Source organism: Brevibacillus jepli (genome assembly GCF_047229145.1).
In the GTDB taxonomy this organism is placed as follows: domain Bacteria; phylum Bacillota; class Bacilli; order Brevibacillales; family Brevibacillaceae; genus Brevibacillus.
The window spans coordinates 142,087-158,671 of sequence record NZ_JBFEFW010000011.1 but is presented as its reverse complement, the minus strand read 5'-3'; the positions used below and the strand labels follow the sequence as shown (position 1 = coordinate 158,671).

Genomic DNA, 16,585 nt, shown 5'->3' with positions numbered 1-16,585 from the left:
CCCACGATTGAAGAAAAACACCACTCAACCAAGCGGTGCTTTCCCCCTATTACTAATATTATCCGATATTAAAATTTGCAGATGTAGCTGCTACGATTGCTACCACCATCATAATTGCCGCGAACCATTTTTTCATTTTCTTTTCCCCCCTTCATGCATAGTGGAGAAAGCTGGCTTCGCTACTGTCCTAGATGCAGAGGCCAAGCGACCAAGTACAGCCCCTGCTCCGCTTTCCTTTTCCATTATGGAAAAGGGTGGATTCGCTACTGGCTCCATACGGACCAAGCGACCAAATACAGTCCGTACTTCCTTGCTTCTTTCCTACCTTTATTTTACACATAAGTGACAAAATTCGGCAATCATAGATTCATAGTCTATTGGATTTAATTGCAGCTAGTTCCATTTGACTAGAACTATGTTCATACCAATGCAGCCAATATCGCTTTTTGTGCATGCAGTCTATTTTCAGCCTGATCAAAAATTACGGAGCGAGCTCCGTCGATGACTCCTGTGGTAACCTCTTCACCACGATGTGCCGGCAAGCAATGCAAGAAGAGATAGTCACGGTCTGCCGCAGCTACCAACTTTTCGTTCACTTGATAGTCGGCAAATGCTTTCAATCGCACCTCATTTTCTGCTTCAAAACCCATACTAGTCCAAACGTCCGTGTATACGGCATCTGCCCCCATGGCAGCTGCTATCGGATCGGTGGTCACCATCATTTTCCCGCCGCTTTGTTTCGCGTATTCTGTAGCTTTTGCGACAATCGCTGCATCCATTTCGTATCCTGCTGGAGTCGCTACCCGCACATCCAAGCCTAGCAGAGCTGCGCCCAGCACGAGTGAGTTCGCCACATTATTGCCGTCCCCTACATATGCGAGCTTGACTCCTTTGAGCTTGCCTTTGTGCTCCCAAATGGTCAGGAGGTCAGCCAATGCCTGGCAAGGATGGTACAGATCGGTCAAGCCATTGATAATGGGGATCGACGCGTGCTCTGCAAGCTCTTCTACATAAGAGTGGGAAAAGGTGCGAATCATGATGGCATCCACGTACCGCGAGAGAACTTTCGCTGTGTCGCTGATCGGCTCCCCGCGTCCTAGCTGGAGTTCTTTTCCGCTCATGAACATTCCCAAACCGCCCAACTGATGCATCCCTACTTCAAAGGAGACACGCGTACGAGTTGAAGCCTTGTCAAAGATCATCCCCAACGTCTTGCCCTGCAGTGGCTGAAATGGCTGTCCCAGCTTTTGCAGCTGCTTGACGTGAGCGGAGAGATGGAGCAGCTCCATCAATTCTTCCCCGTTGAATTCATCGACGCACAAGAAATCTTTACCTTTATGCTTTTGTAACGGCAAGTTTTGAAAGTGTTCCAATATCTTCACTGGCTGCATGCGAGCCACCTCTTTTCTTCATAATAGACTTCACGTATAACTCGAACGTATCAACCGCGGAGAACAACGGCACACCCTGCTGTACCATTCGGCTTCGCAAAGCAAAGCCTGTTCGGCCCTGACGATTGCCTTTTGTCGCGGTAACTAAGGCGAAGGCCGCTTCTTCCTTTTGCAGCAGCTCAATCCACGCTGCTTCATCTGTCACGACATGCTTGACGTCAATCCCTTTGGCTGTCAGCCACTCGGCAGTACCCGGAGTCGCCGCCAGATTGGCTCCGTCTGCTTGGAGTTGTCCGATCGACTCTCCTACTTCATCTTGCTTATCTCCATCTGCCAAAGAGATCATGACCAACTGGCCTTTTTGCCAATCGCCGTACAAATTGTCTTTGAATGCAAACGCTTTGCCTGCCGCCTCTTCGAATGTACGCCCCAAGCCGAGAACTTCCCCCGTCGACTTCATCTCTGGGCCAAGCACCGGGTCTACGCCATTCAGCTTGATCGTGGAGAAGACTGGCGCCTTGACGACTGCAAAAGGGATTTCTGGCAAAAGTCCTGTACCGTAGCCCATTTCCGCCAGCTTTTCGCCCAATTGTGCGCGAACTGCCAGTTGAACCATCGGGATGCCTGTCACTTTACTCGTAATCGGCACTGTCCGCGAAGCCCGAGGATTTACCTCCAGTACATAAACCGTACCGCCATCTATGACAAACTGGATATTGATTAACCCGACGGCTCCCATTTCCCGTGCGATTGCTTCTGTATAGCTCGCGATTTTGTGCTTGATGTCATCTGTCAGCTGAGGAGCCGGGAACAAGGCTACACTGTCACCCGAGTGGATGCCTGCTCTCTCCACATGCTGAAAAATTCCCGGGATAATGACGGATTGTCCGTCGCATACCGCATCTACTTCTGCTTCCTTGCCCGGGACGTATTTGTCCACGAGGAGTGGGAAAAACATGCTCATATCCGGATGGTTCAACCAATCGTTGATGGTGGCTTGCAGCTCTTCGAGGTTATGGACCACTACCATGCCCTGCCCGCCGATGACGTAGGAAGGACGCATCAAGACAGGGAAGCCGATTTCCTCTGCAATTGCGGTCGCATCCTCCAAGGTCGATACCCCTTTGCCCGGGATATGCGGGATGTCCAGCTTGCGCAGCATGTCATAAAACAGCTCGCGGTCCTCCGCGCGTTCAATAGCTGAAAGTGACGTTCCCATTACTTTCAAGCCCGCATGCTCCAGCTTGGCAGCTAAGTTGATTGCTGTTTGACCCCCGAACTGGACCATAACGCCCTCCACCTGCTCGCGTTCTGCGATATGCAGCACGTCTTCTACGTGAAGCGGTTCAAAATAAAGATGGTCGGCGGTTTCATAATCCGTACTGACCGTCTCCGGGTTGTTGTTCACGACAACAGCAGCAATACCGCTTGCCTGCAGCGATTTGGCCGCGTGGACCGAGCAATAGTCGAATTCGATTCCTTGCCCAATGCGAATCGGACCTGAGCCGAGTACCAGCACTTTGCGGCCAGCTAGTGATTCTACCTCATCTACTCCTTGCCAATCCGAGTAGTAGTATGGTGTTTGGGCATCGAATTCTGCGGCACAAGTATCGACGATTTTATATGTTGGCGTAATGCCGGATTGTTCACGAAGTGCTTTGATCTGAGCTGGTGTTGTACCAACCAGTGAAGCGATGGTTTCATCAGCAAAACCGCGACGCTTTGCTTCCAACAAAACCTCCGAGCTCAATGATTCACTGTCATGGCAAGACAGCTCTACTTCCAGATCCACGATTTTACGCAAGCTCCGCAAGAAAAACGGATCGACACCAGTCAGACTGTGAAGCTCACTCTCCGTAAAGCCTTTGCGAATCGCTTCGGCAAAAACAAACAGCCTGATATCAGTCGCTTCCTGCAAGGCATGTGCAAGCTCCTCACGCGTCCAGGATTCGAGCTCTGGTCGAGTCAAATGCGTGCAGCCCTGCTCCAGGGAACGAACCGCCTTCAATAGTCCCGCTTCCAAATTACGCGCGATTGACATAACTTCGCCAGTCGCTTTCATTTGTGTCCCCAGCCTGCGATCTGCCAGTGGGAATTTGTCAAACGGGAAGCGTGGAATTTTTACAACGATGTAGTCTAGCGCCGGTTCAAAGCTGGCGTACGTATAACCCGTGATCGGATTCGTCACTTCATCCAGCCCGTAGCCCAATGCGAGCTTGGAGGCGATTCGTGCAATCGGATAACCTGTTGCTTTGGAAGCCAACGCACTCGAGCGACTCACCCGTGGGTTTACCTCGATCAGCACATAGCGATCCGAGTTTGGATCAAGCGCAAATTGAATATTGCAGCCACCTACCACCCCAAGTGAACGAATCACTTTCGTGGATACGCTGCGCAGCATTTGGTACTGGCGATCCGTCAGCGTCTGAGATGGCGCGACAACAATGCTGTCTCCCGTATGAATACCTACCGGGTCCAGATTTTCCATATTGCAGACGATGATGCAGGTATCATTTGCGTCCCGCATGACCTCGTACTCGATCTCTTTCCAGCCTTTTACACTCCGCTCAATCAGCACCTGCCCGATTGGACTAGCAGCAATACCGCCAGCAGCAACCTTGCGCAGGGAAGCTTCATCCTCTGCGATTCCGCCACCCGCTCCACCAAGCGTGTAAGCCGGGCGCACAATCACTGGATAACCAATCGAACCGGCGAACTCGATCGCAGCTTCAACTGATTCAACTGTATCGCTCTCTGGAACAGGCTCTCCGATTTGTTGCATTAATTGCTTGAACAGCTCACGGTCTTCCCCGTTTTGAATGGCGGCAAGCGGCGTACCCAACAGCTGCACGCTGTACGTTTCCAGCACGCCCGCTTCTGCCAGTGAAACAGCAAGATTAAGTCCCGTTTGGCCGCCTAACGTAGGCAAGAGACCATCGGGACGCTCTTTTGCGATAATAGCTGTCACGGATTCCACCGTGAGCGGCTCCAGATACACTTTGTCTGCTACTTGTTCGTCTGTCATGATCGTGGCCGGATTATTATTCACCAGCACCACTTGCACACCGGCTTCCTTTAAGGAAAGGCAAGCCTGCGCACCTGCATAATCAAATTCTGCTGCCTGACCGATGACAATCGGGCCAGAACCGATGACCAATACTTTATGAATGTGTGGCAATTTAGGCATATCTCTTCGCTCCTACTACGCGCATGGACTGCAAGAATTGGTGAAAAATATGGGTCGTATCGCTAGGGCCGGGATGTGCTTCTGGATGGTACTGCACACTGAAAACAGGCAGACTGACGTGACGCAGTCCTTCGACTGAACCGTCGTTGACATTGCGATAGGAAACCGTCAGCTGGCGTTTATCCAAGGACTCCTCCTTGACCACGTACCCGTGATTTTGTGAGGTCATGTATACTTTGCCAGTCATCAGATCCTTGACCGGATGATTGCTTCCGCGATGGCCGTAAGCCAGCTTTTCTGTCTTGCCGCCGTACATCAACGCCAACACTTGATGCCCCAGGCAGATACCTAATGTCGGGTACTGCTCCACGGCTTTGCGCCATTCACTGCAATAGGCAAGCAGGTGCTCTGGATCTCCAGGCCCATTGGAGAACAACAATCCGTCCGGCGCGAGAGCATTGATTTGGGCAAAAGTCGTGTCAAATGGCACCACTGTGACACGGCAGCCCTGTTCGAGAAGGGCATCCAAAATCGATTGCTTCATACCGAGATCAATCAGCACGACATGCTCGCCACCTCCCGGATACCGCTCCACTTGTTGTCTGGACACATTGGCAACCAATGATTTCTTGGCATGCTTGTAGCGCAGAGACACAACTTCCTCCACCTGCATAGGCTGATCGGAAATAACCCCGAATACCGGCCCATTTTGGCGGACGCGCTTGGTAATGGTTCGTGTATCAATACCAGCTAGGATCGGGAACCCGAATGACTCTGCCGCTTCAGCCAAAGTCATGTTTGATTCATAATGGCTTGGTTCTGTGCATAGCTCACTGACGATCATGCCTGTCAGCGCTGGCTTGGCTGCCTCATAGTCCTTTTCGTTGATCCCGTAGTTTCCGATCAAGGGATACGTGAAGGTAACGATTTGTCCTGCAAATGAAGGGTCTGTCATCACTTCTTGATATCCAGTCATACCTGTATGAAAAACCACTTCTCCAAATCCGCTAATCGGGGCGCCATACAGCTGCCCTGTAAAAACCTCGCCGCACTCCAGCGTAAGGTATCCTGTTCCAAGCGATTGATTCTCTCTATTCATCTATGAAGCCACTCCTCTCCAATGGGCACCGGCCTGAACATTCTTACCGAAAATTTATGCAACCTTTTGTATTAATATACATTTGACATTATAAAAATGCAACGAGTTTTTTGACAGCTTTGCCTCGTTGCATTTTTTACCATTCATTCAATTTTGGCTTCTATACTTGTGACAGCGCCTCGCTTAATACCGCAATCGCCTGCTTTACTTCAGCGTCCGTCGTCACAAACGAAGGCAAGAGTCTGACTACTTGTGGACCAGCCATCAGCAAGATCACTCCTTTTTCCCGTGCATACGCTACTGGGTCACCTGCCGGGATCGTCAGCTCCACACCGAGAAGAAGTCCTTTTCCCCGAACCGTAACCACTTTATCTGGATGTTCAGCCTTGAGCTTCTCCAGTTCTTTGATGACTAGCTCATGAATATGGGCTACGCGCTCCAAAATCTGCTCCTCTTCCATCGTCGTAAGCGTCGCAATTCCAGCAGTCGCTGCCAATGGATTCCCGCCAAACGTAGTGCCGTGCGTACCTGGAGCGAATGCCTCCGCTACTTCCTTGGTCGCAACTACCGCTCCGATCGGGAATCCGCTTCCCAAGCCTTTTGCCAATGAGATCGCATCTGGCTTCACGCCGTATTGCTGGAAGGCAAACCATGTACCCGTACGACCAATCCCTGTTTGGATTTCATCTACCAACAGCAGCAAACCATGCGTATCGCACAATTCACGGAGCGCCTTCACCCACGCCTCTTCTGCTGGATGTACGCCGCCTTCTCCTTGGATCAGCTCCAGCATGATCGCGCATGTCTTGTCCGTTATTGCTGACTTGACTGCATCCAGATCATTGTATGGAACAGTGACAAAGCCCTGTGGCAATGGGGCGAATCCATCCTTTACCTTTTCCTGTCCAGTTGCTGTCAGGGTAGCCAATGTACGTCCATGAAAGGACTGCTCGAAGCTGATGATCTCGTAACGGTCTGTCCCTTTTACTTTTTGTGCATAGCGGCGTGCCAGCTTGATCAAGCCTTCATTCGCCTCTGCTCCACTGTTGCAGAAAAAAGCCTGATCGAGTCCAGACAAACGGCTCAGCTTTTCCGCCAAAATCTCTTGCTGGGGAACATGCACAAGGTTCGAGCAATGCCACAGGGTGTCGAGCTGTTCGTGCAGCTTTGCCGTTACTTTTGGCGGGACATGTCCTAGCGAAGTCACTGCAATCCCTGAGGTAAAATCGAGATACTGCTTCCCTTGATCATCCCACACCTGATTCCCTTGTCCTTTTACCAAACTGATTGGCCATCTCGCATAGTTATTCATGAGATGCACTGGAGCTGTTGTTGTATGCATATTCATTTCCCTCCTCATCTAAGCGTAATTGACATTCATACGAACCGTCGTCCCAACTGCCTGCCCCGTACAAACACCGAGCAGATCCTCAGCCGTTCCCCGGCAGATCACAACCTGTTCCACTCCCTGTCCGAGAGCATCGAGAGCTGCCTGAACCTTCGGAATCATTCCTCCAGTAATAATCTCTGCCTGAATCATTTCCTGTATCTCTTGTGCACTCGTGGCTGACACTACTGCCTTGGTTCCATCTGGCTGAGGCTGCATAATGCCTGGAACGTCTGTCACCATGATCAGCTTTTCTGCACGAAGCGCTGCTGCGATCGCTCCTGCTGCAACATCGGCATTGACGTTAAACGTATTTGCACCATCTTCACTGACGGAAAGAGGAGCAACCACCGGGACATAGCCCTGCCCAAGAATGGCTTTCGGAATGGTCGTATCAGCCTTTTGGATTTCTCCTACCCACCCGAGTGGCTTTGTTGTTTTTGTGGCTAGCAGGGTCTGACCATCAATGCCGCTTACCCCCCAAGCCTTGGCCCCTGCCTGCGTCAGTCTTTTTACCAGTGCCTTATTGATGCTGCCGCACAAGACCATTTCCACTACACCCAGCGTATCCTCGCAAGTGACACGGAGCCCATCCACAAATTGCGGAGTGATCTGTACACGATCGAGCATACCGTTAATGGCGGGTCCTCCCCCGTGAACAATGACAATCTCTTGTCCTTGCGCCTGCAGTCCTGCAATCGCCTGAAAGAAGGAGTCAGGTAGCTGATCCATCGTGCTTCCGCCACATTTGATAACAACTATTCCTTGCATCTGCTCTCCTCCTCTACGGGAATACTGGTACGAGCGGCAAGCCTGCTTTCTCTGGCAAATCAAACATGACATTCATGTTTTGTACCGCTTGGCCGGCTGCTCCCTTCATCATGTTATCGATCACCGACAGTAAGATGACACGCTTCGTGCGCTGATCTACATGGATAGCAATATCGCAGTAATTGGAGCCATATACTTCCTTCGTGCGTGGATGACTGCCCGCAGGACGTACACGTACAAAAGGTTTATCTGCATAGGCAGCTTCGTATAGCTCCTGAATTTGCCCTTGTGTCACATCCGTAGTTAACTGCCCGTAAGCCGTGACTAAAATGCCTCGGGTCATCGGTACCAAATGCGGAGTAAATTGTACGAGTGTCTCTTCTCCGCTTTGCTTTTGCAGCTCCTGTTCAATCTCGGGCGTATGCTGATGATTTGTAACTTTATAGGCATGAATGCTTTCATTGATTTCGCCGTAATGAACACCAAGTGAAACTCCACGTCCAGCGCCGGACACACCTGATTTGGCATCGATGATCCAGCTGTTTGGCTGTACCCATCCAGTCTTTACGAGCGGAAGCAAAGCGAGAAGCGCAGCAGTCGGATAGCAGCCTGGATTCGCTACGAGACTGGCACCTGCCATATGCTCTTGATTCCATTCCGTCAAACCGTAAACGGCTTTTTCTACCCACTGGGAAGGGGCAGGCTCGTGTTTGTACCACGTCTTGTAGACCGATCCGTTTTCCAGACGAAAATCTCCAGATAAATCAATCACCTTTACACCTTTTTCGACCAGCTTCGGAGATAGTTCGCTGCTTACTCCCGCAGGCGTAGCGAGAAAGATCAAATCGTTCACACCACTCATGCTGTCTGCATCAATCGGTGACAATGTGGGCAATCCGAGCCCAGCTGCATGTGGAAACGATTTTTCCAAGCTCTCCCCTTCCGATGAACTTGAGTATAAATTTGCAATCTCAACATGCGGATGCCCAGCCAAAAGACGGATCAACTCCGCGCCACCATAACCCGTTGCTCCAACAATCCCGACCCGAACCATGCTCTCTCCCCTTTATCCACTTCTGTATTTTTATACATGAATAATAATAAAAATTCAAACGAAATACAACAGAAAAACTTTTGCAGTGCAAATGAAAAAGCGCCCGATTGCTCGAGCGCTGGTCTGTTTCCTGTTTACTTCTTGTCCGCCAACCATGCAGCGATATTTTCTGCATCTTTTCCTTTGACAAGACCTGGAGGCATGGATCCTTTTCCTTTTTCCAGAATACCCATGATCTGCTCCTTGTCCATCTGACTGCCGATCTTCTGCAAGTTCGGTCCAACTGCCCCTTCCAACGTCTGTCCGTGGCAGCTTGAACAGGTATTTTTGTACATGGTTTCGGCAGTTGCTGCATCATAGTCTCCTGTTGGTGCCGTGGCTGGTGGAGTTTCTGTAGCCGGAGCCTCAGTTGCGGGTTGGTTGGCAGGCGGCTGGGTTTGCTGATTTCCGCCACCACAGGCGCTTAGCGAGAATGCGAGTACAGCCGCTGTCAAAACGAATGGAATGCGTTTCAAGGCTGTTCCCTCCTTTATTCGGATTTCTTCGCTAAGTATGCCTCCAACTACCACTTCTCATTCTTGCGACACCCATTTAGGACAAAGGAAACTCCAACGGACTCCATTCACGTAGCTCCAACGTCCGTGCGCCTTCGACTACAACTGGATCAGCCTCAGCCAATTTTCGAGCTTCTTCCAGAGAATCCGCTTTGTAAATGACCATTCCCCCAAGCTTATCGGTGAACGGTCCTGCCATGAACACTTTTCCCTGCTTGTACAAATCATTAATATACGTAAGATGAGCGGGTCTTACTTGAGCATTCAGCTCTTGATTCACGATTGGCAAAAATGCGGCGTACAGCATGACGGTTTCTCTCCTTTTTCATGAGCTTGTTCTTTCATGAAGTATAACATAATTATGAATACGGACTTTTGTCTGGTAGGATTTTTCCTTTCTACAGCGAACGATTCAATTGTAGCAAGTAGCAACAGAGAGGCGGATATGTATGGGTACGCAGTTACAGTTATATACTTCTCTCTTCCACAACAATCCTGATGCTGTTTTCATGTTCGACATGGACGGCAGATTCACAGGAGTAAACGCTGCTGGTGAAGCTCTGGTAGGATACACCTCTCAAGAATTGCTGCGCATGCAAATTTGGGAAATTCTCGGACCGAAGGAAGTTCTCGATCAAAAGAAACAACAACAAATCCTCTATTCAGGAATCAGAAGAAACAAGTATTATCAGTTGCTTCATAAAGACGGACAAATTGTGGATATCGTCGCTTCCAGCTTTCCCATTTTCCACAATGGCGAGATCATCAGTCGTTATTCCATTGCCAAAGACATTACGCAACAAAAGAAAATGGAAGAGGCTCTGCATCAAATGCAAGAGAACTTTCGGTTAATATCGGAAAATATTATGGATTTGATTTTCATTGTGAATGTGGATGGAATCATTACATACGCTTCCCCTTCTGTTCAGGCGGTCAGCGGTCTCACGATTGATCAGGTTATCAACCAGCATTTCTCGATCTTGATGCATCCTGATCAAATTGCACAAGCCAAGAGCGATTTTGACCACATGTTAAAGGAAAAAGTCACACTCGACGCCGAGTACCATTACCTTCATCCAGACGGCAGAATGCTGCTGTTCGATGTGAAAGGAACACCTGACATCTGTTCGAGCGGCCAAATCGTCAGTACCGTTTTTGTGGCACGCGATATTACAGAACGCCGGCAGTCAGAGGATCTACTCCGTTATTCAGACAAGCTGTCTGTTTTAGGAGAGCTTGCTGCGGGAATCGCGCATGAAATTCGAAATCCACTCACTGCCCTGAAAGGATTTATCCAGCTCATGGAGGGCGATAATGTCGCCAATCGGCAATATTTGCAAATCATGCTATCCGAAATCGACCGAATCACTTCGATAACCAGTGAGCTTTTGTTATTGGCTAAGCCACAAGCGTTGCGATTTGCTCCCAACGGTTTATTGCCGTTGCTTTTATCTGTCATTAAGCTCCTGGAGCCACAAGCACTTCTGAAAAATGTAACCATTCTCACTGATTTTCCACAAGTTACGTCACTCATTTTGTGCGAGGAGTATCAAATCAAGCAGGTCTTCATTAACATCATAAAAAACGGCATGGAAGCCATGCCGTTAGGTGGAAATCTCACTATCAAGGTTGTAGAATGCTCTCATGATGTTGTCATTCGAATCAGCGATCAAGGACAAGGCATCCCTGCAGAGCTACTTCCCCGATTAGGAGAGCTTTTTTATAGTACCAAAGAAACAGGAACTGGCCTCGGGCTGATGGTAAGCTCAAAAATTATTCGCGATCACGGTGGTTCGATTGACATCGCGAGTGATGTCGGCAAAGGAACCACCGTCTCGATTGCATTACCAAAAGCCTTGAAGACTTCTGTTTCGTCTATCGATTGATCTGCGCGCGCAAGTAGGCATCAATAAACGAATCAATTTCTCCATCCATGACCGCTTGAACGTTTCCGACTTCCATATTCGTCCGGTGATCCTTTACCAGACTGTATGGGTGGAAGACATATGAGCGAATTTGGCTGCCCCAGGCGATGTCTTTTTGTTCGCCTTGAATAGCTGCCAATGTTTTCTCCTGCTCTTCACGCTTTTTCTCAAATAGTCGTGCCGTCAGCATTTTCATCGCACGCTCCCGGTTTTTAATCTGGGAGCGCTCTGTTTGACACGTCACTACAATTCCAGAAGGCAAGTGAGTAATCCGTACAGCGGAGTCAGTCGTGTTGATATGCTGACCACCTGCACCACTGGAACGATACGTATCGATTTTGAGGTCTTCCGTACGAATGTCTACCGCATTATCGTCTTCGATCTCCGGCAGGACGTTGCAAGACACAAACGATGTGTGACGACGTCCAGACGCATCAAACGGAGATATCCGCACAAGACGATGTACCCCTTTTTCTGATTTGAGGTAGCCATACGCATTGTAACCCTTAATGAGGAGAGTAACACTTTTTACACCGGCTTCATCGCCAGGCAAATAGTCCAATGTCTCAACCTTGAAGCCCTTGGCATCCCCCCAACGTGTATACATACGCAGAAGCATAGCCGCCCAATCCTGGGACTCCGTACCACCCGCTCCCGGATGCAGCTCCAGAATCGCATTGTTTTTGTCGTATTGATCGCTCAGAAGCAACTCCAGCTCAAAGCTCTCAAATGACTTTCTCAGCTCCTGTGTACTGTCATACAGATCTTGAATAAGGGACGCATCCCCTTCTTCAATGACGAGCTCCAGCATGAGCTGAAGGTCCTCGTATTGGGAATCGAGCTTGCCCATTGTCTCTACGAGGCTTTTGATTGCATTCAGCTCACTGATTGTCTTCTGCGCTGCATCATTGTCATCCCAAAAATCAGGGGCCAGCATGCGCTCTTCCAGTTCACCGATTCTTTCCTGTTTTACTGGGAGGTCAAAGAGACCCCCTAATATCCGCTAATCGTTTAGCCATGCTAGACATCTCTTGTTTGATGTCCGCAATATCGATTAATGCCATGTTGCGAATCACCTTCTCTTTACGTAAGCTATGTTTTATTGTAACGTAATTTGCCGGATGCGCAAATATGGCAGCCTGTCACGTTTAGAAAAGGGACTTCGCTTTTACAGTTTGTTATGTTGCCACCGGTGGTGATGGCGAGGATCTCAAGTCTCGGATTTCATGTGGTTGTTTATTTTCCGTCTGTGGTGTCGTAACCAAAAATAGATGTGTACCCCGCGCTTCTCGTACTTTCTGCTGGTAAGCCTGCTTGATGAAGGCTTGTCGCTTCCAGCCGCGTGTTTTCCTATGCTTTTTCGCTATCGGACTTTCTTGCGTTCGATCCACCAATCCATTCGGCGGTACGATCATGCCTTCTGTCCAATTCGGCTCCGGAATTTCCTCCAGCAATCGCTTGTCCTCAAAGACTGGGTCTTGTGCTGAGATTACTCTCGGTAACTCTACCCCCTCCTCCTTTTCAATCAGCTGTACTTTTTTATTTTCCTTTCCTGTCTTTAGCACCGCTTTTAAAGTAATCGATATTCGCTCCATTATATTTTTCGTTTGTATGCCCATCACGCTTCCTGACGTTCTCATTTGTTCATTCCTCCGTCTGTCGTGAATTTGGTAAAAGTGTTGTACTTACGATTCTATTTATTTTTCAGATAATTACCACTTGAATCGTTCGATTACATTTACCAGTGTTAGACAAATAGATCGTTTATATCAGACGAGGGAGAATAGATGGAGACGAATACTGTCAAGGCATTAGGAATCGGCAAGAAAAAAACATCCCCCTCGTACCGAATTTGCCGATACGAGAAGAATGTTCTGTAATTGCTTAGTGTTTTTTGTTTTGACGTTTGCGTTCCTGCTCCTGGGCGCGACGCTGTGCACGGTTTTTCGGATCAGCATCACCGGAGGTCTCAGGATCTGGACGATCAGATGGTCCGGAGGTCTGCAAGTTGTCCGGGTCGATTCCTTGACCGCGAATGACATCCTGGCGCTCCAGATTTTGACTGACTTCGGCCTTCATGATGTACATGGAGACCTCTTCCTGAACAGCTGCCAGCATTCCTTGATACATTTCATATCCTTCGAACTGGTACTCACGAAGCGGATCGTTTTGTGCGTAGGCGCGCAGGTGAATACCTTGACGCAACTGATCCATCGCATCGATGTGATCCATCCATTTGCTGTCGACAGCACGCAGGATGACGACTTTTTCAAACTCGCGAATTGCCTCGCCGATTTCTTCTTCACGCTGTTTGTACTGTTTGTCGACTTCTGCTTTCAACAGCTCGATAATCTCTTCTGCTTCCATGCCTTTCAGCATTTTTGCCGTAATTGTTTCTTCATGGAGGAATCCATTATTGGCAGCATCGGCCAATGCTTGCAGATCCCAATCCTCTGGTACCTCTTCTTTTGGACAATGCAGATTCACTGCACGCTCCAACACTTCGTAGATCATATTCAAAGCAACTTCGCTGAGATTTTCTTGTTCCAGGATGTCTTTACGTTGTTTGTATACAACCAGACGCTGCTGATTCATCACGTCGTCGTATTGGAGAACGCCTTTACGTGCGTCGAAGTTCGATCCCTCTACACGCTTCTGAGCGGATTCTACTGCACGAGTTACCAAACGGCTCTCTATTGGCATATCCTCTTCCATACCCAGACGATCCATCATATTCATGATATTGTCCGCACCAAAACGACGCATCAGCTCATCCTGCATAGAGAGGAAGAACTGAGAAGAACCAGGGTCTCCCTGACGACCAGCACGACCACGCAGCTGATTGTCAATCCGGCGGCTCTCATGACGTTCTGTACCGATAATATGAAGACCGCCCCGATCCGCAACTCCTTCACCGAGCTGGATGTCTGTACCGCGACCAGCCATGTTCGTCGCGATGGTAACCGCTCCGTACTGACCTGCACGTGCAACGATTTCCGCCTCGCGTTCATGCTGCTTCGCGTTCAATACGTTATGCGGTACCCCTTTTTGCTTCAGCATTTGGGACAGGCGCTCTGAGTTTTCGATGGAGATGGTACCTACGAGAATCGGTTGGCCATTTTTGTGGCGCTCGACAATGTCGTTTACAACTGCACGGTACTTCGCTGCCTCTGTTTTGAAAACGAGGTCTGGTGAATCGATACGCTGTACCGGCTTGTTCGTTGGAATGACCACAACATCGAGACCGTAAATTTTCTTGAACTCTTCTTCTTCCGTCTTCGCTGTACCAGTCATACCGGCAAGCTTTTGGTACATACGGAAGTAGTTTTGCAGCGTGATTGTCGCGAGTGTCATGCTCTCGCTTTGAACACGCAGACCTTCTTTTGCTTCAATGGCTTGGTGCAAGCCATCGCTGTAGCGGCGTCCAACCATCAGACGGCCGGTGAACTCGTCAACGATTACGACTTCGCCATCTTGCACCACATAATCGACATCACGCTTGAACAGCACTTGTGCCTTCAGCGCCGCCGTAATGTGGTGGTTCAGTGTGATATGCGCCGTATCGTACAGGTTGTCGATGTTGAATGCCTGCTCGACCTTGCTTACACCTTCATCGCTAAGGTTTACGATTTTCAGCTTCTCATCTACTGTGAAATCTTTTTCTGCTTCCAAGCGCTTCACGAAATGAGAGCAAATGTAGTACAGCTCTGTCGATTTGTTCGCAGAACCAGAGATGATCAACGGCGTACGCGCTTCGTCAATCAAAATGCTGTCTACCTCGTCAATGATAGCGAAGAAGAGTGGACGCTGCACCATTTGTTCCTTGTACAGAACCATGTTGTCACGCAGGTAGTCGAAGCCAAACTCGTTGTTCGTACCATACGTAATATCACACGCGTATGCTTCGCGTTTTTCTTCAGGACTCAAGCCGTTTTTGTTCAAACCGACTGTCAGTCCGAGGAAATTATACAGCTGTCCCATGATCGTAGAGTCACGCTCAGCCAAGTATTCGTTCACGGTAACGACGTGGACGCCTTTTCCCATCAAGGCATTCAGGTAAGTTGCCAGTGTTGCAACCAGCGTTTTACCCTCACCAGTCTTCATCTCGGAAATACGGCCTTCCTGGAGAACCATACCACCAATCATCTGAACATCGAAGTGACGCATACCCAGTACACGAATGGATGCTTCGCGCACAACCGCAAACGCTTCGTTCAAAATTTTGTCCAGATCTTCCCCGTTAGCCAAGCGAGCCTTGAACTCCGCTGTCTTCTCACGCAATTGGTCATCAGAGAGCACCTTAATCGTTGGTTCCAATGCGTTAATACTTTCTACTCGCTTAAACATTTTCTTTACTTCACGTTCATTGCTGTCGCCGAATATCTTTTTAACGAGTCCTAACATGAGGACACCCCTTCCATATGCTGCCAAACAAAAATGTATCACAAGCCGGCATGAGTCCAGATAATAAGAAATGAATACCGATTCTACGAGAATAATACTTTCTAAAAAGATATTTTATCAAATAGAACATCCTCTACACAAGTAAAGGGAGTTGCCAATAGCAACTCCCTAGTCTTATACGAATGAAAAGGTGTAAAGTTTCGTTATTTCGGTTCAATCAATCCGTAGCGCCCATCATTGCGGCGATACACCACACTAACATCATTGGTGTCACTGTTTTGGAAAACGAAGAAGCTGTGTCCCAGCATATCCATCTGCATGACCGCTTCCTGTGCGTCCATTGGCTTCAAATCGAAGCGTTTGGTTCGCACGATATCGATGTCAATATCGAAATCTTCCTCATCAACATCTGGGACCATGACTGCTACTGGCTGACTCTCACGCTGTGCCATTCTTCCTGTCGAATCCACTCGAAGCTTACGCATCAGCTTCGTTTTGTGCTTGCGAATCTGACGTTCCAGCTTTTCTACTACCAGATCGATAGCAGCGTACATATCTTCGTGTGTTTCCTCCGCTCGGATAATGACCCCACTAAGTGGGATAGTTACCTCGATCGTGCCTTCTCCGCGATGTACATGCATGGTGACTTGTACTTCTGTAGGCTGTGGTGTTTCAAAATATTTTTCCAGACGGCCGACTTTCTTTTCGACAAATTCTCTAAGTGCAGCGGTGACTTGAATGTTTTCTCCACGAATGTTAAATTTCATGGTTCCAACCTCCTTCCGTCTATACATACTTATTCGCCACCACTGT

At 48.9% G+C, this 16,585-nt stretch carries 13 protein-coding genes; 1 reads left to right on the top strand and 12 read right to left on the bottom strand.

Translation table 11 applies throughout. The annotated features are described in order from the left end of the window. Positions 1 to 419: 419 nt before the first annotated feature. The 8 genes from argF to AB1L17_RS14275 all read right to left on the bottom strand — a co-directional run bounded on the left by argF (position 420) and on the right by AB1L17_RS14275 (position 9,750). Positions 420 to 1,391, bottom strand: coding sequence for an ornithine carbamoyltransferase (gene argF / locus AB1L17_RS14310; protein WP_412845491.1), 972 nt, complete (start codon positions 1,389 to 1,391; stop codon positions 420 to 422). Beyond that, on the bottom strand, positions 1,336 to 4,578 hold the full coding sequence (gene carB, locus AB1L17_RS14305; protein ID WP_412845490.1) for a carbamoyl-phosphate synthase (glutamine-hydrolyzing) large subunit: 3,243 nt from the start codon (positions 4,576 to 4,578) through the stop codon (positions 1,336 to 1,338). Before carB ends, argF begins: the two co-directional genes overlap by 56 nt. After that, positions 4,571 to 5,677, bottom strand: a complete 1,107-nt coding sequence (locus AB1L17_RS14300) for a carbamoyl phosphate synthase small subunit (protein ID WP_412845489.1) — start codon at positions 5,675 to 5,677, stop codon at positions 4,571 to 4,573. Before AB1L17_RS14300 ends, carB begins: the two co-directional genes overlap by 8 nt. Before the next feature lie 160 nt (positions 5,678 to 5,837). Further along, a complete protein-coding gene (locus AB1L17_RS14295; protein WP_412845488.1) occupies positions 5,838 to 7,019 on the bottom strand; it encodes an aspartate aminotransferase family protein in 1,182 nt (393 codons plus the stop codon). 18 nt (positions 7,020 to 7,037) lie between these two features. Continuing rightward, complete coding sequence (argB, locus tag AB1L17_RS14290; RefSeq protein WP_412845487.1) at positions 7,038 to 7,835, bottom strand: acetylglutamate kinase; 798 nt, start codon at positions 7,833 to 7,835, stop codon at positions 7,038 to 7,040. Between the two features lie 13 nt (positions 7,836 to 7,848). Then, positions 7,849 to 8,889 (bottom strand): N-acetyl-gamma-glutamyl-phosphate reductase, encoded by a 1,041-nt coding sequence (gene argC, locus AB1L17_RS14285; RefSeq protein WP_412845486.1) that lies wholly within the window; start codon positions 8,887 to 8,889, stop codon positions 7,849 to 7,851. Positions 8,890 to 9,023: 134 nt separating this feature from the next. Then, positions 9,024 to 9,404 carry a cytochrome c551 gene (gene cccB, locus AB1L17_RS14280; RefSeq protein ID WP_412845485.1) on the bottom strand — a complete coding sequence of 127 codons (381 nt, stop codon included), beginning with the start codon at positions 9,402 to 9,404 and terminating at the stop codon, positions 9,024 to 9,026. Between the two features lie 76 nt (positions 9,405 to 9,480). Then, positions 9,481 to 9,750, bottom strand: coding sequence for a YciI family protein (locus AB1L17_RS14275; RefSeq protein WP_412845484.1), 270 nt, complete (start codon positions 9,748 to 9,750; stop codon positions 9,481 to 9,483). A gap of 142 nt (positions 9,751 to 9,892) precedes the next feature. Between AB1L17_RS14275 and AB1L17_RS14270 the strand changes: the two genes are divergently transcribed. Further along, entirely contained in the window at positions 9,893 to 11,329 is a 1,437-nt protein-coding gene (locus tag AB1L17_RS14270; protein WP_412845483.1) for a PAS domain-containing sensor histidine kinase, read from the top strand. On the opposite strand, the gene prfB is transcribed toward AB1L17_RS14270, so the two are convergent. From prfB to hpf, 4 genes are all read right to left on the bottom strand, one after another. Further along, positions 11,319 to 12,432, bottom strand: a protein-coding gene (gene prfB / locus AB1L17_RS14265; RefSeq protein WP_412845482.1) for a peptide chain release factor 2 whose coding sequence is annotated in 2 segments (ribosomal slippage) — positions 11,319 to 12,350 and positions 12,352 to 12,432 — 1,113 coding nt in all. Because the reading frame shifts where the segments join, the coding sequence is not laid out codon by codon here. The genes AB1L17_RS14270 and prfB overlap by 11 nt on opposite strands. Positions 12,433 to 12,546: 114 nt before the next feature. Beyond that, complete coding sequence (locus AB1L17_RS14260) at positions 12,547 to 13,008, bottom strand: hypothetical protein (protein WP_412845481.1); 462 nt, start codon at positions 13,006 to 13,008, stop codon at positions 12,547 to 12,549. A 244-nt stretch (positions 13,009 to 13,252) separates the two neighbouring features. Next, positions 13,253 to 15,772 carry a preprotein translocase subunit SecA gene (secA, locus tag AB1L17_RS14255; protein WP_412845480.1) on the bottom strand — a complete coding sequence of 840 codons (2,520 nt, stop codon included), beginning with the start codon at positions 15,770 to 15,772 and terminating at the stop codon, positions 13,253 to 13,255. A gap of 203 nt (positions 15,773 to 15,975) precedes the next feature. Then, complete coding sequence (gene hpf, locus AB1L17_RS14250; protein ID WP_412845479.1) at positions 15,976 to 16,539, bottom strand: ribosome hibernation-promoting factor, HPF/YfiA family; 564 nt, start codon at positions 16,537 to 16,539, stop codon at positions 15,976 to 15,978. Positions 16,540 to 16,585 lie beyond the last annotated feature (46 nt).